This window comes from Marinobacter sp. ATCH36, assembly GCF_023555055.1.
Taxonomy (GTDB): Bacteria; Pseudomonadota; Gammaproteobacteria; order Pseudomonadales; family Oleiphilaceae; genus Marinobacter.
This window is the reverse complement of record NZ_JAMJPL010000002.1, coordinates 477,301-499,568: the sequence shown is the minus strand read 5'-3', so window position 1 is coordinate 499,568 and position 22,268 is coordinate 477,301. Positions and strand designations below refer to the sequence as shown.

Genomic DNA, 22,268 nt, shown 5'->3' with positions numbered 1-22,268 from the left:
AGGCACCCCGGTTTTCAGAGAATCGTGTTGGCTGGTGTCAGCTTACATACACCGGGCCAATACCCACACTCCATATCACTACGGTAATGGCAAGCAGGCCAACAAACATGACCAGGCCAACAGTCAGCACGGCAGAAGCGAACATGAATCCGCGATCTTCCGGTATTTTCATCAGTATTGGCAGCCCCTCATAAAGCAGATAGACCGCATAGGTAACGGCGATCAGACCCACTATCATATTCACCCAGATATTAGGGTATACCGCAGTTATGCCCAACAAAAACACCGGTGTTGCGGTGTAGGCTGCCAGCGTAATACCTCTGGGGGTGCTGTCTTTTACTTCATAGGTCGCGGCAAAAAAGTCAATGAAACGCCCGATGATATAAATGCCCGCCAGCATGGCTCCATAAAAGAGGACGGAGAGCTGTAGCGCACTGGTTGATGTCAGCCTGATAACCTGGCCGTCACCAATCTGCCAGCCAACCTGGGTGCTGCCGTAGAAGCCCGCCAGGGCAGGGATCAGTGCCAGCAATAAAACGTGGCCGAGATAAAGCTTACCAATGGATTCAGGTTCGTTGCGAATGGCTTCCCACTCACGATCCGGATGGGTAAGCAGACCCACAGTATGGGTTAAACTCATGGACGTACTCCTGTTCATTATTGTTGTGTTGTACGCCCTCAGTCTTGGCGGGAACGGCTGTCCGGTCAAGAGAAAGATTAAATTATGATGTTTCTAAGGAAATTTTTTTTATAACTTTACGGTCTAATTGGCTGTACGCTTTTTCCGTTTCCGGGGGTGAACGATAGCAGCCTTGACCACGTTATCCTTGATCTGCAGTACTTCAACACGGTGTCCACCAACTTTCAGGCAGACGTTCGTTTCGGGAATGTTTTCCAGGGCTTCGGTGATCAGGCCGTTGAGAGTCTTGGGACCATCAATGGGAAGCTTCCAGCCCAGAGTCTTGTTAATGGTTCTGACAGCAGAGGTGCCGTCGATAATAAAGGTGCCATCTTCCTGGGGGATGATGTCCGGGCTGGTGGCGGCGTAATCAGTCGTGAACTCGCCAACGATTTCTTCCAGGATGTCTTCGAGAGTGGCCAGGCCAAGAACTTCTCCGTACTCGTCAACCACGATGCCGAAGCGCCGCTTTGCTTTCTGGAAGTTAATCAGCTGAGTGTTCAGTGGTGTGCTTTCCGGAATAAAGTAAGGCTCCCGGCAAAGCTGCATCAGCATTGCCTTGTTGATTTCATCCTGCAGAAGCAGTCTGGAAACGTTACGGAGATGAAGCACGCCCTGTATGTTGTTGATGTCGCCCTTGAATACCGGCAGCCGGGTATGCTGGCTGCTTCTAAGCTGGCGCAGAATAGTGTCCAGATCGTCATCCAGGTCGATGCCGACCACTTCATTGCGGGGCACCATGATGTCATTAACCGTGACTTTCTCCAGGTCCAGAATGCTGACCAGCATGTCCTTGTGTTTCGCGGGGATCAGCGCACCGGCTTCGTTGACGAGGGTTCTGAGTTCTTCACGACTGAGGTGCTCGTTTGCGGCGTCATTGGCGGACACACCGATGATTTTCAATATGGCGCCGGTGAACAGGTTCACCGCCCAGACAACCGGGTAAAGTATCTTCAGTAGTGGGCCCAGCACGTGGCTGGCGGGAAAAGCAATTTTCTCGGGAAACAGGGCTGCAAGGGTTTTTGGTGTTACTTCTGCAAATATCAGAATGACAATGGTCAGCAGCACGGTGGCAATGGCTATGCCGGCATCGCCCCAGATGCGAATAGCGATAACTGTCGCAATCGCTGAAGCAAAAATGTTGACGAAATTGTTGCCGATCAGGATGACGCCAATCAGCTGGTCTGTGCGATTCAGTAATGACTGTGCACGTTTCGCGCCCCTGTGGCCGGTTTTGGCCATGTGCTTCAACCGGTAACGATTGAGCGACATCATGCCGGTTTCGGAGCTGGAGAAGAAGGCGGACAGTAGGATAAGTCCTGCCAGGATGATGAACAGCGCGGTTAGCGATGTTTCGTTCAAGACTGAATGTCCTTATGTTGCTGACAAGAAAAGAAAGTAGGTGGTTGGCGATCGCGGTGTCAAGTTCGCACCGGATCGGGGGCTGTTGTGACCGCCATCAGCCGCCCCGGTGGAAGACCAGTTCGAGCACAAACTTGCTACCGTAGAAGGCGAGCATCAGCAGGGCACAACCCGCAAGCGTCCAGCGGCTGGCGGTTATACCGCGCCATCCACGGGTATAGCGCCCGATGAGTAGTGCCAGGAAGACCGTCAGGGACAGAAGCGAAAATACTGTTTTGTGAGCCAGGTCCTGGGCAAAGATATCGTCGATGAACAGTGCACCGGTAACAATGGCCAGCACCAGCATCACCACGCCTGCCCAGACCATTTCAAACAGCAGGGACTCCATGGTCTGCAGGGGTGGAAGGTTTCTGATCAGTATGCTGTTGTAATTGTGCTTGAGCTGGCGGTTCTGGAGGTACAGCAGAGCTGCCTGTATAGCCGCCAGGGTAAACAGGCTGTACGCTGTAATCGACAGCGCGATGTGGGAGAGCATACCGTAGCTGTATTCCGGGACCAGCCGGGATGAAGAATGGGTGATCAGCGCCATGATGATGGTCAGCGCCGCGATGGGGTAGACGCCAAGGAAAAGGCTCTGGACAGGCTTGCGAAGGTTGAGCCCGAGTAGCAGGAATACAATCAGCCAGGAAATAAGCACCGAGCTCTGGAAGAGGCCGAAATCGAATCCGCCTTCCCGGTGAACCGTCTGGGCGATCAACAGGCCGTGAGCGGTCAGCGCCAGCATGCCGATGAGAGTGGTTACTGCAATATTGGCGTGCACCCGGCCCCGGAAGCTGAGCGCCTGCAGGGCAGTACCGATGCTGTACAGTAATAATGAAGTGACCGCGAGGATCAGCGTTCCCATGACTTCCTTTTAACCACTCTCTGACTGGGGGGCGGCGGGGTTTCACACCGATTTGACCGGGCTGGTCGTTTCAGGGCGATAGTCTGGTTATAATGTCGCGATTATGCAACAGGAATCAAGGAGCCTGATCAGGTTCCGGTGTTTCATGCACTCAATTAATCCGGGTACGGAAGAGCAACATGTTTGAAAACCTCCAGGATCGACTTTCCGGCAGTCTGCGCAAGATATCAGGTCAGGCGCGGCTGACCGACGACAATATAAAGGAAACGCTGCGTGAAGTTCGCATGGCGCTTTTGGAGGCGGACGTTGCCCTGCCAGTGGTCAAGGCATTTGTAGAGGGCGTACGCCAGAGAGCCATTGGCCAGGAGGTTCAGCGCAGTCTTAGCCCGGGGCAGGTGTTTGTAAAAGTGGTCCAGCAGGAGCTGGAGCGCGTGATGGGGGATGGCAACGAGTCCCTTAACCTTGCAGTGGCGCCACCGGCTGTGATCATGATGGCCGGTTTGCAGGGCGCGGGTAAAACCACCACTGTTGCCAAACTGTCCCGATTTTTGAAAGAGCGTCACAAAAAGTCCGTGATGGTGGTGAGCGCAGACGTTTATCGTCCTGCGGCGATTCGCCAGTTGGAAACCCTGGCCGGGGAAGTGGGTGTTGAGTTCTTCCCCAGTTCCGCCGATCAGGATCCGGTAGACATTGCCAACGGCGCAATGGATGCCGCCCGCAAGAAACATATAGATGTCGTCATTCTGGATACTGCCGGCCGCCTCCATGTCGACGAGCAGATGATGGGGGAGATAGGTCGCCTGCACAAAGCGGTAAACCCGGTCGAGACGCTGTTCGTGGTGGATGCCATGACCGGTCAGGATGCCGTCAACACCGCCAAGGCCTTCAATGATGCGCTGCCGCTGACCGGTGTGGTTCTCACCAAGACCGATGGCGATGCCCGTGGCGGTGCCGCGCTTTCTGTTCGCCACATCACCGGCAAACCGATCAAGTTCCTGGGTGTGGGCGAAAAGTCTGATGCCCTGGAACCGTTCCATCCGGACCGGGTTGCATCGCGGATTCTGGGAATGGGCGATGTGCTTTCTCTTATAGAGGAGGCCGAGCGCAAGATTGACCAGAAGAAAGCCCAGAAGCTGACCAAGAAGATCAAGAAGGGTAAAAGCTTCGATCTCGAGGATTTCCGCGACCAGCTCCAACAGATGAAAAGCATGGGTGGTATCGGCGGCCTGATGGACAAGCTGCCGGGGATGGGCCAGATGGCGCAAATGGCCCAGCAGCAGGTGAATGACAAGTCCATGGGGCAGATGGAAGCTATCATCTGCTCAATGACCGCAAAGGAGCGCCGCTACCCTGACGTGATCAACAACTCCCGCAAGCGCCGCATTGCGACAGGGTCCGGTACCCAGATTCAGGACGTGAATCGCCTGCTCAAGCAGCACAAGCAAATGCAAAAAATGATGAAGAAATTCGGCAAAAAAGGCGGAATGGCTAACATGATGCGTGGTCTTGGCGGTATGATGCCGCCGGGCGGTGGAGCTGGTGGCATGCCCCCGCGTGGGCGTATGTAGAAACCGGGATGTATTCCCTGTTTTCTTTGGCGTTGATTTAGCATAGAATAGCGCCCCTTTCGAGTATGGGTCTTCGCGCCAGCCATGGTTTGGCCGGTGTGAATCGTACAAAGTTCGCAAAACAGAACAGGATATTGGTCGAAATGGTAATAATCCGTTTGGCTCGTGGTGGCTCCAAGAAGCGCCCGTTCTACCATCTGACAGTGACAGATAGCCGCAAATCCCGCGACGGTCGTTTTATCGAGCGCGTTGGTTTCTTTAACCCGGTCGCCCGCGGCCAGGAAGAGCGTCTGCGTATTGATCGTGATCGCATTGATCATTGGTTGGGTCTGGGCGCGCAGACCAGCGAGCGTGTGGCACAGCTGCTAAAAGGCGCTGCCGCAGAGCAGCAGGCGTAAACAGTAATAACGTTTCACCACCGGGGTTCGGGTATGGCTCAGCATTCGCAGGAAACTGTGATTGGTCAGATTACCTCGGTGTTTGGGGTCAAAGGGTGGCTGAAAGTCCACTCGTTCACGGACCCCAGAGAAGGGATACTGAACTATCGGGACTGGACGCTGGTCCACGACGGCAAGCGTATCCCAGCAAGGCTTGAGGAAGGTCGTCGGCAGGGCCAGGGGATCGTTGTCAGGCTGAAAGGTATTAGCGATCGTGAAGTGGCGCGCGGTTATTGCGGCGCGGACGTTATTGTGCCCACCGAGGAGTTGCCAGAGTTACCCGAAGGGGAATACTACTGGTACCAGTTGGAAGGGCTGGGCGTGTTCACGACGGAGAATGAGTGCCTCGGCAGGGTGCATCATCTGATAGAGACCGGCTCCAACGATGTCCTGGTGGTGAGGGCAACCGATGCCTCCATTGACCAGCGCGAGCGGCTGATTCCCTACCTTCCGGACCAGGTGGTCCGGAGCGTGGAACTGGGCGAATCGCGCATTGTGGTTGACTGGGATCCGGAGTTCTGACGGGTGTGGATTGGCGCAGTCAGTCTGTTCCCGGAAATGTTTGCCGCGGTGACAGATTACGGTATTACCAGCAGGGCGGTCAGAGATGGTTTGCTGACTTTCAGTGCATGGAATCCGCGGGAATATACCCACGATCGTCACCGCACCGTTGACGACCGGCCTTATGGAGGCGGCCCGGGCATGCTGATGAAGATTCAGCCGCTCAGGGATGCCATTCATGCGGCCAGAGCGTCGGCACCTGGCAAGGCTTGCGTGGTTTATCTGTCTCCCCAGGGGGAGCCGATGAGCCAGAAGGTGGTTGAGTCACTGGCAGCAGCACAGAACCTCATTCTGGTAGCCGGGCGGTACGAAGGCGTCGATGAACGTCTGATATCGGCCGAGGTTGACCGGGAGGTGTCGCTGGGAGATTTCGTGCTCTCAGGTGGTGAGCTGGCAGCCATGGCCGTTATCGATGCGGTTACACGCCTCATCCCCGGAGCGCTGGGTCATGCGCAGTCGGCAGAGCAGGATTCCTTTGCTGACGGTTTGCTGGATTGTCCGCACTACACCCGGCCCGAGGTATACGAAGGTCAGGCGGTGCCGGATGTTTTATTGGGCGGTCACCATGATCAGATCCGGCGTTGGCGGCTCAAACAGTCGCTGAGGCGAACCCGGGAGCGACGCCCCGACCTGCTGGAAAAGCGGGTGTTTACGGACGAAGAGCGTGAGCTGCTGGAAGAGATTTTGAACGAACCGGGTGCCTCTGAATTGTCAGGGCATTAAAAGATTGGGTATCAGGAGCACTAACGATGAGCGGCAAGAACAACATCATCAGTCAGATTGAATCAGAGCAGATGACCAAGGAAGTCCCAGCCTTTGCGCCGGGTGATACCGTGGTTATCCAGGTGCGTGTAACTGAAGGCAACCGTGAGCGTCTGCAGGCGTTCGAGGGCGTTGTTATCGGCAAGCGCAACCGCGGCATGAACTCTTCCTTCACCGTACGGAAAATTTCCTACGGCGTGGGCGTAGAGCGTACTTTCCAGACCTTCTCCAAGCTGATCGATAGCATCAGCGTGAAGCGTCGTGGCGACGTTCGCCAGGCCAAGCTTTATTACCTGCGCGATCTGTCTGGTAAGGCAGCTCGCATCAAGGAAAAGCTGGGCTGATCGGCACGGGTTGCTGATTACAGTTCGTCAGGAAAAGGCAGCCACTGGCTGCCTTTTTCGTATCCGCTCCCCGGGCCGCAAATTCGTGCGTTCTGTTTCGAGTAATCTGGCATGAACCGGAAACCCAACACCAGGGCTGAACTGCGGTCACAGGACGAAGCGATTATCCTTCGCTTTACCGATGCTGTATGGCTTGAGGACGGATTGGGTGAGAAAACCCGTCAGGCGTATCGCAGTGATCTTGAGCGGTTGGCGGCCTGGCTTCGGGATCAACCGGGCAAGCCGTTGCTGACGGAGGTGCGCCGTACCGATCTGCTGGCGTGGATTTCCCGGGGACTGGCGGATGGCTTCAAGACGTCGACGGCCGCTCGTCGCCTGTCGGGATTGCGGCGGTTCTATCGCTATCTTCTGCGTGAGGGCGTTATATCCGAGGATCCGACGTTGCGCATCGACAGCCCAAAGCTGCCCCGGAGGCTGCCTGACTCCCTGTCAGAGGAGGATGTGGACAATCTGCTGTCCGAACCAGATGCCGAGGTGGCCATCGAACTCCGCGACAAGGCGATGATGGAAATTCTTTACGGCTGCGGTTTGCGGGTGTCGGAACTGGTAGAGCTGACTGTCGATGAGGTCAACCTGCGCCAGGGTGTGATCAGGATTGTTGGCAAGGGGGGCAAGGAGCGCCTCATTCCTCTCGGAGAAGAGGCTATTGACTGGCTGGTGCGTTACATGAAAGAAGGGCGTGGTGAGCTTCTCAAGGGTCGGTCCTGCGATGCGCTGTTTCCCGGAAACCGCCCGGCTGCGATGACGCGGCAGACGTTCTGGCACCGCATAAAGCATTATGCGGCGCGGGCGGGTATCCACAAGCACTTGTCACCCCACACCCTGCGGCATGCTTTTGCCACTCATTTGCTGAATAACGGGGCCGATCTGCGGGTAGTGCAGATGCTGCTGGGCCATTCGGACCTGTCTACCACGCAGATATACACTCACGTAGCGCGCCAGAGGCTGCAGTCGCTGCACCAGTCACATCATCCCCGGGGCTAGCTGGTTATGCGGCGGTGATGCGCCCTGATAGACTGAACTTTTTAGGGCAGGCGGTGTCGCAACAACGCGGCGAGGCCTCGTCGCCCTGATGTTTGACTACCCAGTGAGCCTTTTAGATTGGAATCCAATATGCTGATCAACAACCTGTTCAAATCCTGTCTGCTGTTCGTTGCTGCTGCCGTCGCAGGTGCGACAGCAGTTCATGCGGGCGAAGTCGAGGATACGATTGCCGAGAAACTGACTGCCGCGGTTCCGGGACTGAAAATTTCTGAGGTACGAGAGTCCGAGGCCACCGGTCTCTACGAGGTATACAGCAATAACGGTGATACCATTTTCACCACCGCCGACGGTCAGTACATTCTGACCGGAGATCTCCTTAAGGTCACCAGCAATGGCATCGCCAATGTCTCAGAGCAGGGAAGGGCGTCACAACGGGCCCGAGCGATGGATGAGTTTGGTGATCGGGGTCTTATCAGCTACGCCGCCAAGGGTGAGGAAAAGGCCTCCGTGGCAGTGTTTACCGATATCGACTGCCCCTATTGCCGCAAACTGCATGACGAAGTACCGCAGCTCAATGAAATGGGCATTACCGTTCATTATTATGGCTTCCCACGGTCCGGGCCTAATACTCGCTCGTTCCGCAAGTACATTTCAGTCTGGTGTGCGGATGATCAGCAGGCAGCGATGGATGCTGCCAAACAGGGGCGCGAGGTCGAAGACCAGAGCTGTGAAAATCCGGTTGCCGATCAGTTCCGGCTTGGTGGTCGTGTTGGTGTAACAGGTACCCCGGCTATTGTCCTGGAAGACGGTAATATGGTGCGTGGTTACGTCCCGGCGGAAAAACTGGCTGAAGGCCTCGGGCTGCTCTGATACGCTACCGTCTTGCAGTTCCGCCTGTTCGTCGGGTGGGGCTTATTCGAGCGCGCGTTAACCGTTATACTGTCGCTCCCCACAGCAACCCATCGGGAACAGAGGTGAAAGCTTGAAAGACGTCAATGTCGGAATCTGCGGACTGGGAACAGTCGGTGGTGGCACGTTCAACGTGTTGACCCGGAATGCCAGCCTGATAACAGGCCGAACAGGTTTCAATATCCGAATTGCCCGGGTTGCGACGCGCACCCCCCGCAAAGATATTGATCTGGGGGATATTCCGTTCAGTACTGACGTTTTTGATGTGGTGAATGACCCTTCGGTCGACATCGTGGTCGAGCTGATTGGCGGTTATGAAACTGCGCGTGAGCTGGTGCTGGCAGCCATCAAGAATGGCAAGCACGTGGTAACAGCCAACAAGGCCCTGATTGCGGTTCATGGCAATGAGATTTTCGAGGCCGCTGCCAAGAAGAACGTAATCGTCTCCTACGAAGCGGGTGTTGCTGGCGGGATTCCCGTTATCAAGGCGGTTCGTGAAGGTATGGCGGCCAACCGGGTCGACTGGATTGCCGGCATCATCAACGGCACCGGTAACTACATCCTGACTGAAATGCGTGCCGGCCGTGAATTCGCCGAGGTGCTCAAAGAGGCGCAGGATCTGGGCTATGCTGAAGCTGATCCCACTTTTGACGTTGAAGGTATCGACGCAGCCCACAAGCTGACCATTCTGGCCTCGGCGGGTTTTGGGGTGCCGCTTCAGTTCGAGAAAGCCTACACCGAGGGTATCTCCGAAATTACCCCCTACGACATTGCCCACGCCGAGGTTCTTGGCTATCGCATCAAGCATCTGGGTATCGCCCGTCGCCGCGATGAGGGCATTGAGCTTAGGGTTCATCCTACCCTGGTTCCCCGCAGTCACCTGATCGCTCAGGTCGATGGCGTGCTGAACGCCGTACTGGTGGATGGCGACGCCGTCGGCCAGACCATGTATTACGGCCCCGGTGCGGGCGACGAAGCCACAGCATCTGCCGTTATTGCCGACATCATCGATGCGGCCCGTTCCGTTGCTGCTGAAAGCAACCAGCGTGTGCCTTATCTGGGCTTTGAACCTTCGGCAATGGAAGACCTTCCGGTACTGCCCATGGAGGATATCCAGTCTGCCTATTACCTGCGTATCCAGGCGCTGGACCGCCCCGGTGTGCTGGCAAAAGTAGCGTCTATCCTGAGCGAGCACGGCATCAATATCGAGTCCATCATGCAGAAGGAATCGGAGCTGAAGGATGGTCGCATTCCGGTTATTATCCTGACCCACACGGTCCAGGAGCGCCAGATCAACCGCGCCATTGAAGAACTGGAAGCCCTCAGTGACATCGACGGAAAAGTCATTCGCATCCGTGCCGAAAACTTTAACTGACAGGAACGCGCAAGGTGAGATACATCAGTACACGGGGCGAAGCTCCCGCCCTGGGTTTTGAAGATGTCCTGCTGACTGGCCTGGCCACCGATGGTGGCCTGTATGTCCCGGAATCACTGCCCCATTTCAGCCTCGAGGAAATCCGCAGCTGGCGCGGCCTCTCATACAGTGAGCTGGCCTTCAAGGTGATGTATCCGTTTGTGGACGATGCCATTCCGGCGGAGGATTTCCGCAGGATGCTGGACGACACCTACGGCGACGTGTTTGCCCACAAAGCGGTGGCACCACTGGTTCAGCTGGACACCAATGAGTGGGTTATGGAACTGTTCCGTGGCCCTACGCTGGCGTTCAAGGATTTCGCTCTGCAATTACTGGGACGTCTGTTGGACTACGTGTTGGAGAAGCGTCAACAGCACGTGGTGATCATGGGTGCGACGTCCGGCGATACCGGTTCCGCCGCCATTGAGGGGTGCCGCCGCTGCAAGCATGTGGACATATTCATCCTGCATCCCCATGAGCGTGTTTCCGAAGTGCAGCGTCGCCAGATGACCACCGTGAAGGGCGACAATATCCACAACATCGCCGTGCGCGGCAATTTTGACGACTGCCAGCGCATGGTCAAGGCAAGCTTTGGTGACCAGTCTTTCCTGGGTGGGAAAACACAGCTGGCCGCAGTGAATTCCATCAACTGGGCCCGCATCATGGCCCAGATTGTCTATTATTTTCACGCGTCCCTGGCCCTTGGTGGCCCGGATCGAAGCATGGCGTTTTCCGTGCCAACCGGTAACTTCGGCGATATCTTTGCCGGTTACCTGGCCAAGAAAATGGGGTTGCCGATCTCCCAGTTGGTGATTGCCACCAATCGGAACGACATCCTGCATCGCTTCATGAGCGGTAATCGGTACGAGCAGCTCAAGCTGGAGCATACCCTGTCGCCGAGCATGGATATCATGGTATCCAGCAACTTCGAGCGCCTGTTATTTGATCTCCATGGGCGGGATGGAATCGCTGTCAAAGAGCTGTTGGAGAATGCTTCCAAGGGGCCGGTCAGTATTGAAGATTACCGCTGGAAGCATGCACGTAAGTTGTTCGATAGCGATGCGGTCGGTGATGAAGGAACCACGGACACCATTCGTGAAATCTTCGAGCAGAACGAATATCTGCTGGACCCGCATACCGCCATCGGGGTGCGCGCTGCCCGCAACTGTCGCCGCGACCCGGCCATACCCATGATTACCCTGGGCACGGCTCACCCGGCCAAGTTTCCGGACGCCGTGTTGCGCTCCGGTGTCAAGGCAGCTCCGTCGCTGCCGGTACACATGTCTGATCTGTTCGAGCGCGAAGAGCAATACACCGTGCTGGATAACGACCTGCCAGCCGTGCAGGACTTTATCGCCAAACACTGGAAGAATACCTGATCGGTATGACACCGAAAAAAATCCTGCGTCGCCCCAGCCTGGAAACCAGCCCGGACTGGGGTAACAACCTGCCCCCACTGCTGCGTCGCCTTTACGCAGCCCGTGGCGTCACCTCCGATGACCAGCTCAGCTATTCATTGAAGCACCTGGCCTCTCCCATGGAACTCCGGGGAATTGACCGCGCGGTATCTCTGCTGACTGAGGCGATTACCAGTCAGCAGCGGGTGCTGGTTCTGGGTGACTTTGATGCCGACGGCGCCACCAGCACCGCTGTGGCCATGCTGGGCCTGGGCATGTTGGGGCTGAACGACATCGATTTCCGCGTGCCCAGCCGTTTTTCCGATGGCTACGGACTGACGCCCGGTATCATTCATCGGCTGCAGGAAGAAGATTCCCTTCCAGACCTGATGATTACCGTGGACAACGGTATTTCCGCGGTTGAAGGGGTCAGCGCTGCGCGGGAGTTGGGTATCAAAGTGGTTGTCACCGACCATCACCTGGCCGGGGAAATCTTGCCTGACGCTGATGCGATTGTGAATCCGAACCAGCCTGGTTGCCCGTTCCTGAGCAAGAACGCGGCGGGTGTGGGTGTGATGTTCTATGTGCTGACGGCCTTGCGTAAACATCTCCGGGAGCAGGGTTTGCTGCCAGATCCGCAGCCGAACCTGGGCAACCTTCTGGATCTGGTCGCACTCGGCACGGTGGCCGACGTAGTACCACTGGACCACAACAACCGCATTTTCGTGGAACAGGGCCTGCGCCGCATCCGTCAGGGCGAAGCCCGGCCGGGTATCCTGGCGCTGCTGGAAGTGGCTGGGCGCGATCATAGCGAAATCAGCTCCACTGATCTGGGTTTTGTGGTCGGCCCCCGCCTTAACGCCGCCGGCCGCCTGGACGACATGAGCGTGGGTATCGCCTGCTTGGTGGCGGACAGCCGTGAGGAAGCCCAGCGACTGGCTCGCGAGCTGGACACCTTCAACCGCGAACGGCGCACCATCGAAAAAGACATGAAAACCCAGGCACAGGATCTGCTGGCCTCCATGTCACTGGATATCGAAGGTTTGCCCTGGGGGCTGGCGCTGTTTGATACCGACTGGCACCAGGGTGTGATCGGAATACTGGCCGCCCGCATCCGCGAACAGACGCACCGCCCGACCATCGCTTTTGCCCCGGATGATAATGGCGAGGATATCAAGGGCTCCGCCCGTTCCATCCCCGGGCTGCATATCCGTGATGTGCTTGCTGTGGTCGATGCCCGCCACCCTGGCATGATGAAAAAGTACGGCGGCCACGCCATGGCTGCCGGCATGAGCCTGGCCCGCAGCGATCTGGACGTCTTCAGCGAGGCCTTCGACAGAGCCGTACGCGATACCCTCCGGGCGGAAGACCTTGAAGCCGCCATCACCACCGACGGCCCCTTGAGCCCGGACGAACTACACCTGGAAACCGCGACCCTGCTGAAACGCGCCGGCCCCTGGGGGCAGCATTTCCCGGAGCCGCTGTTCGACGGCAACTTCCGTGTGGTCAGCCAGCGAATCGTTGGTGAGAACCATCTGAAACTGGTTCTCCAGCTGGAAGAGGGCGGTGCCATCATCGACGGCATTGCCTTCAACACCGGGCCGGAAGTGCCCGACTACACCAGAACCGGGGCGCGGGTGGTGTACAAGCCTGATGTCAATACTTTTCGCGGGCGTACTAACCTGCAGCTTCTGGTGGATTATCTGGAGCCTTTGGCCTGAGGCTTTGAGTCTGGCGCCCAGGGCTTCGGCCTTGGCGGGCCGGGCCCGGGGTGGGGGTATCTTTTCTTTGGAAAAAGAACTCGCTTCGCTCAGACACCTTTTTCTGGCAGAAAAGATACCCCCACCCCAGGCCCGATCAAACCTGAGAGTTAACGCCGTAGGACCGGACATTGTTGGATTACGAGGCGGTGCCTCTAATCCAACGGTTCTGACGTTAACTGTGGGCTCTGGGCATTGGTCGGTGAGGCCCTTTCAGGATCGTCAAAAACATGGATGTTTTTGTCGAGCGTACAGGGACGTATTCACCGCGTATCCTGGAAGGGCCTCACCGACCAATGCATGCACCCACTCAAAGAAACCACCGGCTGATTTAGGAACAGATTTCCGGTAGAATCTCGCGTCTGATTTTGTTCGCATCCATTTTCTGAGAGCGAGTAAGGATTTCATGGAAATCAATCCCATTGTTACGAAGATAAAAGACCTTCGGGAGCGCACTGAAGCGCTCAGGGGGTATCTTTGACTACGATCAGCGTAGTGAAAGACTGACCGAAGTAGAGCGCGAACTGGAAGTACCCTCGGTATGGGAAGACCCCGACCGGGCCCAGGCGCTGGGCAAGGAGCGGTCCGATCTTGAACTGGTTGTCCGCACGATTGACAACCTTACCTCCGGCCTGGACGACGCTGATGGCCTGTTGGAAATTGCGGCCGAGGAAGAGGACGAGGGCACGGTCGCCGAGATTGAAGCCGACCTGGCAAGTCTCGACAAGGAACTCGAGAAACTCGAGTTCCGTCGTATGTTCTCAGGCGAGATGGACAGCAACAACGCTTACCTGGACATCCAGGCCGGTTCCGGCGGCACCGAAGCCCAGGACTGGGCCAACATGCTGCTGCGCATGTATTTGCGCTGGGCTGAGAATCGTGGGTTCAAGGCCGAGATCGTCGAATTGCAGGAAGGCGATGTGGCAGGCATCAAGAGTGCCACTGTTCACGTTCAGGGTGAGTATGCCTTCGGGTGGTTGCGCACGGAAACCGGTGTGCATCGGCTGGTGCGCAAATCGCCGTTTGACTCCGGCAACCGTCGCCATACGTCTTTCTCGTCCGTGTTTGTATCACCGGAAGTGGATGACAGCTTCGAAATCGAGATCGACCCGTCTGATCTGCGGGTCGATGTTTACCGCGCCTCAGGTGCTGGTGGTCAGCACGTTAACCGGACGGAGTCCGCGGTGCGTCTGACCCACAACCCCACCGGCATTGTCGTCGCCTGTCAGGCTGGCCGAAGCCAGCATCAGAACAGGGACAAGGCCATGCAACAGCTCAAGGCAAAGCTGTACGAACGCGAGATGCAGGAGCGTACCGCCGAGAAACAGAGGGCCGAGGATGCCAAGGCGGATATTGGCTGGGGTAGCCAGATCCGTTCCTACGTGCTGGATGACGGCCGTATCAAGGACTTGCGCACCAAGGTGGAAACCAGCAACACCCAGGCGGTGCTGGATGGTGACATCGACAAGTTTATCGAAGCCAGCCTGAAGATGGCGCTGTAACCAGCGCCATCGCCATGCTGAACCGGACAATTCCCGAATTTTGTGAGCCAACATGACTGACCACACCCAGAATGCACAGCCAGAGGATAACAAGCTGATTGCCGAGCGTCGCGCCAAACTGTCTGATATGCGTGAGCAGGGCAATGCCTTTCCCAACGACTTCCGTCGCGACGCCACCGCTGCCGAGCTGCAGGCCAAATACGGCGACAAGAGCAAGGAAGAGTTGGCAGAGATGGGTGTCCAGGTGGCCATTGCCGGCCGCATGATGCTGGACCGCAAAGCCTTCAAGGTAGTTCAGGACATGACCGGCCGTATCCAGATCTACGCCCCCAAAGACGTCCAGAAAGACACCAAGGACTGGGATCTCGGGGATATCGTTGGTGTGCGTGGCATCCTGTGCAAATCGGGCAAGGGCGATCTGTATGTAAGCATGGACGAGTACACACTGCTCACCAAGTCACTGCGCCCGCTGCCGGAGAAGCACAAGGGTCTGACTGACACCGAGGCCCGCTACCGCCATCGCTACGTTGACCTGATGGTGAACGAGGACAGTCGTCGGGTGTTCTACGCCCGTTCGAAGATCATCAGTATCATGCGCCAGTACTTCACCGACCGGGACTTCATGGAAGTGGAAACCCCGATGTTGCAGGTGATCCCGGGCGGAGCTACGGCAAGGCCGTTCGTGACTCATCACAACGCTCTGGGCATCGACATGTACCTGCGCATCGCGCCTGAGCTATTCCTCAAGCGCCTTGTGGTGGGTGGTTTCGAGCGGGTGTTCGAGATCAACCGTAACTTCCGTAACGAGGGGCTCTCCACCCGTCACAACCCGGAATTCACCATGGTGGAATTCTATCAGGCCTATGCAGACCACAACGACCTGATGGACCTGACCGAAGATATGCTGCGCACCATCACTCAGAAGGTACTGGGAACCACCACTGTAGTGAACACCCGCACCCTGGCGGATGGTGAGGAAGAAACCATCGAATACGACTTCGGCAAGCCGTTTGAGCGACTGACTGTGGTGGATGCCATCCTGCGCCATAATCCAGACATCAAGGCCGAACAGTTGGCCGATGAAACCAGTGCCCGCAAGGTGGCCAAGGATCTTGGCATTCACGTCAAGAATGGCTGGGGGCTTGGCAAGGTCCAGATCGAAATCTTCGAGGCAACTGCCGAGCATCGCCTGATGCAGCCGACGTTTATCACCGATTACCCGAAAGAAGTGTCCCCGCTGGCACGCTGTAAGGACAGCGACCCGTTCGTCACCGAGCGTTTCGAGTTCTTCGTGGGTGGCCGCGAGATCGCCAACGGCTTCTCCGAGCTTAACGATGCAGAAGACCAGGCAGAACGCTTCCAGGACCAGGTGGCGGAAAAAGACGCTGGTGACGACGAAGCCATGTTCTACGACGATGACTACATCATGGCACTGGAATACGGCCTGCCACCAACCGCTGGCGAGGGTATCGGCATCGACCGTCTGGCCATGCTGCTGACCAATTCGGCCTCCATTCGGGACGTCATCCTGTTCCCCGCCATGCGCCCGGAACACAAGGCGGAAACCAGGAAAGACGAGGGCTGACCATGCAGCCGGTGGAAGTACTGGCAAACCAGCTAAAGTCCAACCGGGGCTGGTCCGAGCACCTTGGCAACGAATTCAGTCAGCCATACATGAAACAGCTGGCTGACTTTCTCGCGGCGGAAGAACAGGCCGGAAAAACCCTGTTCCCCGCCAGCCACCTCTGCTTCAACGCCCTGAACAGCACCCCGCTTGACCAGGTGCGCGTGGTCATCCTCGGCCAGGACCCCTACCATGGTCCCGGCCAGGCCCACGGCCTGTGCTTCTCCGTCCGCCCCCACGTGGCCACACCGCCATCGCTGGTCAACATCTTCAAGGAAATCCAGGATGATATGGGCATCCAGCCCCCGGACCACGGCTGCCTCCAGCCCTGGGCCGAACAGGGCGTACTGCTGCTCAACAGCGTCCTCACTGTCGTCCAGGGCCAGGCCGGCGCCCACCAGGGCAAAGGCTGGGAAACGTTCACAGACCGCGTCATCGAAACCATCAACCGGGAGCGGCAAAGCGTGGTGTTCCTACTCTGGGGAAGTTACGCGAAAAAGAAAGGTCAGCACATCGACCGGACCAAACACCTCGTGCTGGACGGTCCACACCCCTCGCCACTGAGTGCCTACCGCGGCTTCTTCGGCTGCAAGCACTTTTCCCAGGCGAATGAGTGGTTACAGCAAAACGGTCTAACCACCGTCGATTGGTCTTTACCAAGCAAATCCGAGCTGCTGGAACAATACGGTAAGAATCAGTCGAGATAACACAGCGGGTGGCGAAGGGAAGCCCGAAAAAAGTTCGATCGGACAGGGGGGCTGGGGTATTTTTTCTGCCAGGAAAAGGTGTCTGAGCGCAGCGAGTTCTTTTCCCAAAGAAAAAATACCCCAGCCCCCCTGGCCAGCCCCCAAAACCTACTGAAGCAGGGCCATCGCCGCTTCCATCTGCGCGTTCAGATCCTCTTCTTCGTTCATATCCACTTCAGGATCCAGCCCAAGCCGATCAAACGCCGAAATGGTCTTCCAGTCCACCTCCGTCCAGGGATGATCCGTACCCGCAATCAACTGCAGATTGGCAATCAACACCAGATCCGCATAATCCGCCGCCGGCACCTCCCGGTGCAGATTCGCATATTCCAGCGGCACATTCTGAAGCTCCTTCGGAAAATCCCACTTCTGCAGAATTGTGGCGCCAATGCGCGGATGAATCTCATCGATCACATTATCCAGCATGATACTGCTGATCTGGATGTCCTGGTCTTCCACATAGCGCAGAATCGGCAATACCCCTATCAGGTGGACCAGCCCCGCCAGAGTCGCCTGATCCGGCTTCAGCGTGGTGTAATGCTGTGCAAGTACATGGCAGACACCCGCCACCTCGGTACTCTTCTGCCAGGTGGCCCGCAGACGCTTGTCGATCATATCCGACGTGGCCTGGAACATCTGCTCCATTGCCAGGCCCATGGCCAGGTTACTGGTGTATGCCATACCAAGGCGGCTGACCGCCATGTTCAGGTTTTCAATGGCGCGGCTGCCACGGAAAAGAGGGCTGTTGCAGACGCGTATGATGCGGGCAGAAAGAGCCGTGTCATTGCTGATGACCTTGACCAGATCTAGTATCGCCGAATCCTCATTTTCCGTGATTTCCCGCACCTGCAACGCAACTTCCGGAAGTGTCGGCAATACAAGTTTGTCGTTTTCGATGGCATCGGTCAGATCGGTTTTTATGGTTTCGACAATGTTCGACATGATCAGCTGTGGTCCGCCTGTTGAATGTTGCATGGCCGGCGGAAAAATCCGGAACGGCCAAAATTTTCAGGTATATGAAGTACTTTATAGCAAATTATCAGGACTCTTCCTGTCAACTTATGTATCAGACGGCTCCGATTGTTCACGTTCGGAAACGGAATAGGGCAGCGGGCGCAGTGAAAGAGTGGCATTTTGCGCACTCTCAGGTGCGAGGCTCAGCTTCACTGCATCGTGCCGCACCACGGCAAGTAGTTCTGCAGTGCCATCGGCAAAACCGACAGAATTGATCACGGTGCCCACCGGCCGGTCGCCATCCAGAATGGCCTCGCCGGGGGCAGGCGGCGTTGCGGCTTGCACGGTCTTGAAGCGAAACAGGCTTTTCTTGAGTTGTCCCAGAAAATGCATGCGGGCAATGACCTCCTGCCCGGTATAGCATCCTTTTTTGAAGTGAACTCCACCCACATGCTGCCAGTTCAGCATTTGCGGTACAAAACCTTCTTTGGTAGCAGGGGTAAGCGCCGCTACACCGGCTGCAATCTCGGAAGCGTGCCAGTCGGCCAGGCTCGCTAGCGGAATATCTTCAAGCACTTTCTGCAGAGACTCATCCGGATCTCCGGTCTGCCAGAGCTCGTAGCGGGTCACATCTTCGGCGGTGCTCATTGTGCGTATCAGGTGGCCCCCGTGAATGATCGCTGAGTCCCCGGCAGCCGACAATTTATCGGAGGTATCCGGCAGCAGTCCATGTACCGAGGTCTCGCCCATCAGACCGACTATCCGGGCGCTGGCTTCCACTTCCATGGTGGTGCCCCGGAAAAGCATCAGGTATTTGCGCAGATGGGCGACGGTTTCGTCAGCCAGTTCAGCAGGCATTTCCATCAATACGTCATCACCATCCCTTACCATTCTGGTCAGGCAATAGGCCCGTCCTTTGGGAGTGCAGGCGGCAGCTCTCGGGGAGTGGCGTTGGGTGACATCGTCAATCTGCTGGCTGAATTGCCCCTGCAGAAACTTATCGGTTCCTGGGCCGGCTATTCGCACAATAACCCGGTCGGTAATGGTAATGCGGGCGGGATCAGGCAGTGGATGGCTGGCAGTCGTATTTTCAATATCTGACATGGGGCGCTCCGGAATCATTGGGTTTCCTGAACATCGAGGGGTTGCTTGCCCAGGCGAAGCCATACCCGCAACTGACGGAATGCTTCTGGTGGGGTATTGCAGAGCCAGGGGGTGAGCGCAACCAGAACAACAGGATACGTAGTGGATATGGAGCCGGCAGGTTGCAGTTTCAAGATGGCAAATCCGGCGCTCATTCGGCTTTCAGCGGCGGGCACCACGGCAACTTCTTCACCGGAGCCAAGGCGAGCGTAAAAATGCTGGCTTTCAATCCGCAAACCGGTTACGGAATTCGCGTCTGACAGCAAGCCGTTTCGGCGATACTGAAAGATGGCGCCGACGAGCGTGAGTGTGGTCAGTAGCAGCAGAACCAAGCCATGATCGCTGGCTATGAGCGTCACCAGGGCCGTGAGCAGCAACCATGGCAGGGCGCAGAGAATAGCCACCGGGTGTGACGGCGAAATCGTTAGATCAATCCGGCTGGACACGTTTCAGAATGATATCGACGATACGTTGAAGGTCCGGGTCGTCCGGCCGGCTGCGCTGCATGAACCACTCAAACATGTCGGAATCTTCGCAGGTGATCAGTTTGTGGTACCGGGCCTGGTCCTCTGCCTGCAAATCCCGGTAGGCCTCTTCCAGGAAAGGAATCAGTAGTACGTCCAGCTCCAGCATGCCGCGACGGCTGTGCCACCAAAGGCGGTTGAACTCGGTGTTATCAGACATGAATACTCTCAGTTGGCTTATAGAATCACTAGGGTTCGCCCCGATCAGGGGGATGGTCTTCTGTAGGTTGTAGGAACCAGTACGGTATCTTTTGCTTCGTGGAGCAGTCCCGGGAAATCCAGCGTGTAATGCAGCCCGCGACTTTCCCTGCGCTGCAGGGCTGAGCAGATAATCAGGTCGGCAACGGTGACCAGGTTCCGCAGTTCCAGCAGGTCATTGGATACCCGGTAGTTGCTGTAAAACTCGCCGATTTCGCGCTCAAGCAGGTCAATACGGTGTTTGGCCCGCTGCAGACGTTTCGTGGTGCGGACGATGCCCACGTAGTCCCACATGAAATGTCGGAGTTCGTCCCAGTTGTGGGAGATTACCACGTCCTCATCGGAATCCCTCACCTGGCTTTCGTCCCAGTCAGGAGCTACCGGTGGTGGCGGGATATCGGATTCCCGCCGCGCGATGTCGGCGGCAGCGGCACGGCCGTATACCAGGCACTCCAGCAGGGAGTTGCTGGCCATGCGGTTGGCACCGTGCAGTCCGGTGAACGCGGCCTCACCAACCACATAGAGTTGGTTGATATCGGTCCGGGCCCGCTCATCACTGAGAACGCCGCCGCAGGTATAGTGAGCGGCAGGTACCACTGGAATCGGTTGTTTGGTTATATCAATACCAAAGGTCAGGCACTTTTCGTAGATGGTCGGGAAATGGTGTCTGACAAAATCAGCCGGTTTGTGGCTGATATCCAGGTACAGATGATCGGCACCCAAACGTTTCATCTCATGGTCAATGGCTCGGGCAACAATGTCCCTGGGAGCCAGTTCACCCCGTTCGTCAAACCGGTCCATGAATCGGGTGCCGTCCGGAAGCAGAAGGAGGCCTCCTTCACCACGGACCGCCTCCGTAATCAGGAACGACTTGGCGTGGGGGTGGTACAGGCAGGTGGGGTGGAACTGGTTGAACTCCATGTTGCCGACCCGGCAGCCTGCCCGCCAGGCCATGGCAATGCCGTCTCCGGATGCGCCATCGGGATTGGTGGTGTAGCGATAGGCTTTACTGGCACCACCGGTAGCAATAATCGTGAAGCGCGCCCGGAACAATTCAACGTGGTTGTCTTCCAGGTTCAGGATATAGGCTCCTACGCAGGCGTTACCTGGTAGGGAAAGCTTACGGTGGGTAATAAGATCAACAGCAACCCTGCCGGACATCAGCGAAATATTGGAGCGCGCCTGAGCCTGAGATGTCAGTGTGGTGGAAACTGCGTGGCCGGTGGCATCGGCAGCATGGATGATACGCCGGTGGCTATGCCCGCCCTCCCGTGTAAGATGGTAGTGTGATTCGTCATCGCGGGTGAAGGTGACTCCGCTGTCAATCAGCCAGTCTATGCTTTCACGGCCATGCTCCACGGTGAACCGGACGGCATCTTCGTGGCAAAGACCGCCCCCGGCGCTGAGCGTGTCGCTGATGTGGTTTTCCAGGGAGTCGTCGTCATCCAGTACCGCGGCAATACCTCCCTGGGCCCAAAGTGTTGCGCCGCTGCTGATGTCAGCCTTGCTGACGACGGCAACCTGAAGGTGTTCGGGCAAGTTGAGAGCGACGGTCAGCCCGGCCGCGCCGCTGCCGATTATCAAAACATCGAATTCGTAGGATTGTGGCATCGGGTCGTTATCGCAGGCCATAATATGGAAGTGTATTGAACTAAACTTTGTGCCCGCTGTCTATTTGGCCTGACGGGGTGCACCCATCGAACCGGGCGCGCCATAGCCTAATTGGACACCGGGTAGCGGTATGAATCCACCGAAGTACAGGCAAGCAGAACAAGTTGTTGCTCACTATGGAAACCCCGGCACTCCGTCCATGACTTTGGATACCGAACGACACAAGGAAGAAAACAGCGAGAGCCAGACCGATCTTCAGTTAGTACGGAAGGTTCGTCATGGCGATCGGCCTGCCTTTGACCTTCTGGTGGTCAAATACCAGTCTCGGGTAGCGTCGATCATCAGTCGTTATGTTTACGACAGCCAGGAAGTGATGGATTTGACCCAGGAAACCTTCGTCAAAGCCTATCGTGCGATAGACCGCTTCCGGGGTGACAGTGCCTTTTATACGTGGCTGTACCGGATTGCGGTGAACACGGCAAAGAATTTCCTGGAATCCCGCGGTCGTCGTCCGCAGGGGAGTGCAGACGCCGTTGAAGCCGAGAACTTCGACGATGGCTCGAGGCTGAGAGACAACGCGTCACCGGAAAAGCTGTTGCAGCGTGACGAGTTGCAGGAAGCTCTTGGGGTGGCCATCGGTAATCTGCCGGAGGAACTCCGGTCGGCGTTTCTACTCAGGGAGTATGACGGGCTGAGTTATGAAGACATCGCCGGTATTCTCGAGTGCCCGATTGGTACAGTCAGATCGCGGATTTTCAGGGCACGGGATGCGGTGGATCGGCATCTTGGCCCCATGTTAAATGATTCCCGGACAGAATGAGGTTG

General features: G+C 56.8%; 22 protein-coding genes. 14 read left to right on the top strand and 8 right to left on the bottom strand.

The annotated features are described in order from the left end of the window. Window positions 1-37 precede the first annotated feature (37 nt). The 3 genes from M8010_RS10050 to M8010_RS10040 form a co-directional block, all read right to left on the bottom strand. The gene (locus M8010_RS10050) at window positions 38-640 is read right to left on the bottom strand and encodes a Yip1 family protein (protein ID WP_250090870.1); all 603 of its coding nucleotides are present in this window, start codon (window positions 638-640) and stop codon (window positions 38-40) included. Between the two features lie 123 nt (window positions 641-763). Next, window positions 764-2,041 carry an HlyC/CorC family transporter gene (locus M8010_RS10045; protein WP_250090868.1) on the bottom strand — a complete coding sequence of 426 codons (1,278 nt, stop codon included), beginning with the start codon at window positions 2,039-2,041 and terminating at the stop codon, window positions 764-766. Between the two features lie 97 nt (window positions 2,042-2,138). Then, entirely contained in the window at window positions 2,139-2,945 is an 807-nt protein-coding gene (locus tag M8010_RS10040) for a cytochrome C assembly family protein (RefSeq protein WP_250090867.1), read from the bottom strand. A gap of 179 nt (window positions 2,946-3,124) precedes the next feature. On the opposite strand from M8010_RS10040, the gene ffh reads away from it, so the two are divergent. The 13 genes from ffh (at window position 3,125) to ung (ending at window position 16,974) form a co-directional block, all read left to right on the top strand. Next, window positions 3,125-4,513: a signal recognition particle protein gene (ffh, locus tag M8010_RS10035; RefSeq protein ID WP_250090866.1), complete on the top strand. Its 1,389-nt coding sequence runs from the start codon at window positions 3,125-3,127 to the stop codon at window positions 4,511-4,513. A gap of 143 nt (window positions 4,514-4,656) precedes the next feature. Beyond that, entirely contained in the window at window positions 4,657-4,911 is a 255-nt protein-coding gene (rpsP, locus tag M8010_RS10030; protein WP_250090864.1) for a 30S ribosomal protein S16, read from the top strand. A 33-nt stretch (window positions 4,912-4,944) separates the two neighbouring features. Then, the gene (gene rimM / locus M8010_RS10025) at window positions 4,945-5,472 is read left to right on the top strand and encodes a ribosome maturation factor RimM (protein WP_250090863.1); all 528 of its coding nucleotides are present in this window, start codon (window positions 4,945-4,947) and stop codon (window positions 5,470-5,472) included. Between the two features lie 3 nt (window positions 5,473-5,475). Next, window positions 5,476-6,234: a tRNA (guanosine(37)-N1)-methyltransferase TrmD gene (gene trmD, locus M8010_RS10020; protein WP_250090862.1), complete on the top strand. Its 759-nt coding sequence runs from the start codon at window positions 5,476-5,478 to the stop codon at window positions 6,232-6,234. A gap of 26 nt (window positions 6,235-6,260) precedes the next feature. After that, window positions 6,261-6,617, top strand: coding sequence for a 50S ribosomal protein L19 (gene rplS / locus M8010_RS10015; protein ID WP_135801415.1), 357 nt, complete (start codon window positions 6,261-6,263; stop codon window positions 6,615-6,617). A gap of 141 nt (window positions 6,618-6,758) precedes the next feature. Beyond that, the gene (gene xerD, locus M8010_RS10010; protein ID WP_502846215.1) at window positions 6,759-7,661 is read left to right on the top strand and encodes a site-specific tyrosine recombinase XerD; all 903 of its coding nucleotides are present in this window, start codon (window positions 6,759-6,761) and stop codon (window positions 7,659-7,661) included. A gap of 129 nt (window positions 7,662-7,790) precedes the next feature. Further along, window positions 7,791-8,531 carry a DsbC family protein gene (locus M8010_RS10005; RefSeq protein WP_250090859.1) on the top strand — a complete coding sequence of 247 codons (741 nt, stop codon included), beginning with the start codon at window positions 7,791-7,793 and terminating at the stop codon, window positions 8,529-8,531. A 112-nt stretch (window positions 8,532-8,643) separates the two neighbouring features. Then, complete coding sequence (locus tag M8010_RS10000; protein ID WP_250090857.1) at window positions 8,644-9,945, top strand: homoserine dehydrogenase; 1,302 nt, start codon at window positions 8,644-8,646, stop codon at window positions 9,943-9,945. 14 nt (window positions 9,946-9,959) lie between these two features. Next, window positions 9,960-11,363 carry a threonine synthase gene (gene thrC / locus M8010_RS09995; RefSeq protein ID WP_250090856.1) on the top strand — a complete coding sequence of 468 codons (1,404 nt, stop codon included), beginning with the start codon at window positions 9,960-9,962 and terminating at the stop codon, window positions 11,361-11,363. A gap of 5 nt (window positions 11,364-11,368) precedes the next feature. Then, the gene (recJ, locus tag M8010_RS09990) at window positions 11,369-13,102 is read left to right on the top strand and encodes a single-stranded-DNA-specific exonuclease RecJ (RefSeq protein WP_250090855.1); all 1,734 of its coding nucleotides are present in this window, start codon (window positions 11,369-11,371) and stop codon (window positions 13,100-13,102) included. 445 nt (window positions 13,103-13,547) lie between these two features. Continuing rightward, window positions 13,548-14,643, top strand: a protein-coding gene (gene prfB, locus M8010_RS09985) for a peptide chain release factor 2 (RefSeq protein ID WP_250090853.1) whose coding sequence is annotated in 2 segments (ribosomal slippage) — window positions 13,548-13,619 and window positions 13,621-14,643 — 1,095 coding nt in all. Because the reading frame shifts where the segments join, the coding sequence is not laid out codon by codon here. 52 nt (window positions 14,644-14,695) lie between these two features. After that, complete coding sequence (gene lysS / locus M8010_RS09980; protein WP_250090852.1) at window positions 14,696-16,228, top strand: lysine--tRNA ligase; 1,533 nt, start codon at window positions 14,696-14,698, stop codon at window positions 16,226-16,228. Between the two features lie 2 nt (window positions 16,229-16,230). Beyond that, window positions 16,231-16,974 carry a uracil-DNA glycosylase gene (ung, locus tag M8010_RS09975; protein WP_250090851.1) on the top strand — a complete coding sequence of 248 codons (744 nt, stop codon included), beginning with the start codon at window positions 16,231-16,233 and terminating at the stop codon, window positions 16,972-16,974. 147 nt (window positions 16,975-17,121) lie between these two features. On the opposite strand, the gene M8010_RS09970 is transcribed toward ung, so the two are convergent. The 5 genes from M8010_RS09970 to nadB all read right to left on the bottom strand — a co-directional run bounded on the left by M8010_RS09970 (window position 17,122) and on the right by nadB (window position 21,443). Next, window positions 17,122-17,955, bottom strand: coding sequence for an HDOD domain-containing protein (locus M8010_RS09970; protein WP_250090849.1), 834 nt, complete (start codon window positions 17,953-17,955; stop codon window positions 17,122-17,124). A 117-nt stretch (window positions 17,956-18,072) separates the two neighbouring features. After that, entirely contained in the window at window positions 18,073-19,071 is a 999-nt protein-coding gene (gene ygfZ, locus M8010_RS09965) for a CAF17-like 4Fe-4S cluster assembly/insertion protein YgfZ (protein WP_250090847.1), read from the bottom strand. A 14-nt stretch (window positions 19,072-19,085) separates the two neighbouring features. Next, on the bottom strand, window positions 19,086-19,514 hold the full coding sequence (locus M8010_RS09960) for a hypothetical protein (protein ID WP_250090846.1): 429 nt from the start codon (window positions 19,512-19,514) through the stop codon (window positions 19,086-19,088). A gap of 25 nt (window positions 19,515-19,539) precedes the next feature. Beyond that, on the bottom strand, window positions 19,540-19,794 hold the full coding sequence (locus M8010_RS09955; RefSeq protein WP_250090844.1) for an FAD assembly factor SdhE: 255 nt from the start codon (window positions 19,792-19,794) through the stop codon (window positions 19,540-19,542). Between the two features lie 44 nt (window positions 19,795-19,838). Beyond that, window positions 19,839-21,443 carry an L-aspartate oxidase gene (gene nadB / locus M8010_RS09950; RefSeq protein WP_250090843.1) on the bottom strand — a complete coding sequence of 535 codons (1,605 nt, stop codon included), beginning with the start codon at window positions 21,441-21,443 and terminating at the stop codon, window positions 19,839-19,841. Between the two features lie 199 nt (window positions 21,444-21,642). Here nadB and rpoE point away from each other — a divergent pair, with 199 nt between their 5' ends. Then, the gene (rpoE, locus tag M8010_RS09945) at window positions 21,643-22,263 is read left to right on the top strand and encodes an RNA polymerase sigma factor RpoE (RefSeq protein ID WP_250090840.1); all 621 of its coding nucleotides are present in this window, start codon (window positions 21,643-21,645) and stop codon (window positions 22,261-22,263) included. Window positions 22,264-22,268: the final 5 nt, after the last annotated feature.

What these genes read in the sequence shown, in the direction of transcription:
- M8010_RS10050 (WP_250090870.1), bottom strand. Translation starts at nt 640, where the DNA reads ATGAGTTTAACCCATACTGTGGGTCTGCTTACCCATCCGGATCGTGAG.
- M8010_RS10040 (WP_250090867.1), bottom strand. Translation starts at nt 2,945, where the DNA reads ATGGGAACGCTGATCCTCGCGGTCACTTCATTATTACTGTACAGCATC.
- ffh (WP_250090866.1), top strand. Translation starts at nt 3,125, where the DNA reads ATGTTTGAAAACCTCCAGGATCGACTTTCCGGCAGTCTGCGCAAGATA.
- rpsP (WP_250090864.1), top strand. Translation starts at nt 4,657, where the DNA reads ATGGTAATAATCCGTTTGGCTCGTGGTGGCTCCAAGAAGCGCCCGTTC.
- rimM (WP_250090863.1), top strand. Translation starts at nt 4,945, where the DNA reads ATGGCTCAGCATTCGCAGGAAACTGTGATTGGTCAGATTACCTCGGTG.
- rplS (WP_135801415.1), top strand. Translation starts at nt 6,261, where the DNA reads ATGAGCGGCAAGAACAACATCATCAGTCAGATTGAATCAGAGCAGATG.
- M8010_RS10005 (WP_250090859.1), top strand. Translation starts at nt 7,791, where the DNA reads ATGCTGATCAACAACCTGTTCAAATCCTGTCTGCTGTTCGTTGCTGCT.
- recJ (WP_250090855.1), top strand. Translation starts at nt 11,369, where the DNA reads ATGACACCGAAAAAAATCCTGCGTCGCCCCAGCCTGGAAACCAGCCCG.
- lysS (WP_250090852.1), top strand. Translation starts at nt 14,696, where the DNA reads ATGACTGACCACACCCAGAATGCACAGCCAGAGGATAACAAGCTGATT.
- ung (WP_250090851.1), top strand. Translation starts at nt 16,231, where the DNA reads ATGCAGCCGGTGGAAGTACTGGCAAACCAGCTAAAGTCCAACCGGGGC.
- M8010_RS09970 (WP_250090849.1), bottom strand. Translation starts at nt 17,955, where the DNA reads ATGTCGAACATTGTCGAAACCATAAAAACCGATCTGACCGATGCCATC.
- ygfZ (WP_250090847.1), bottom strand. Translation starts at nt 19,071, where the DNA reads ATGTCAGATATTGAAAATACGACTGCCAGCCATCCACTGCCTGATCCC.
- M8010_RS09955 (WP_250090844.1), bottom strand. Translation starts at nt 19,794, where the DNA reads ATGTCTGATAACACCGAGTTCAACCGCCTTTGGTGGCACAGCCGTCGC.
- nadB (WP_250090843.1), bottom strand. Translation starts at nt 21,443, where the DNA reads ATGCCACAATCCTACGAATTCGATGTTTTGATAATCGGCAGCGGCGCG.
- rpoE (WP_250090840.1), top strand. Translation starts at nt 21,643, where the DNA reads ATGACTTTGGATACCGAACGACACAAGGAAGAAAACAGCGAGAGCCAG.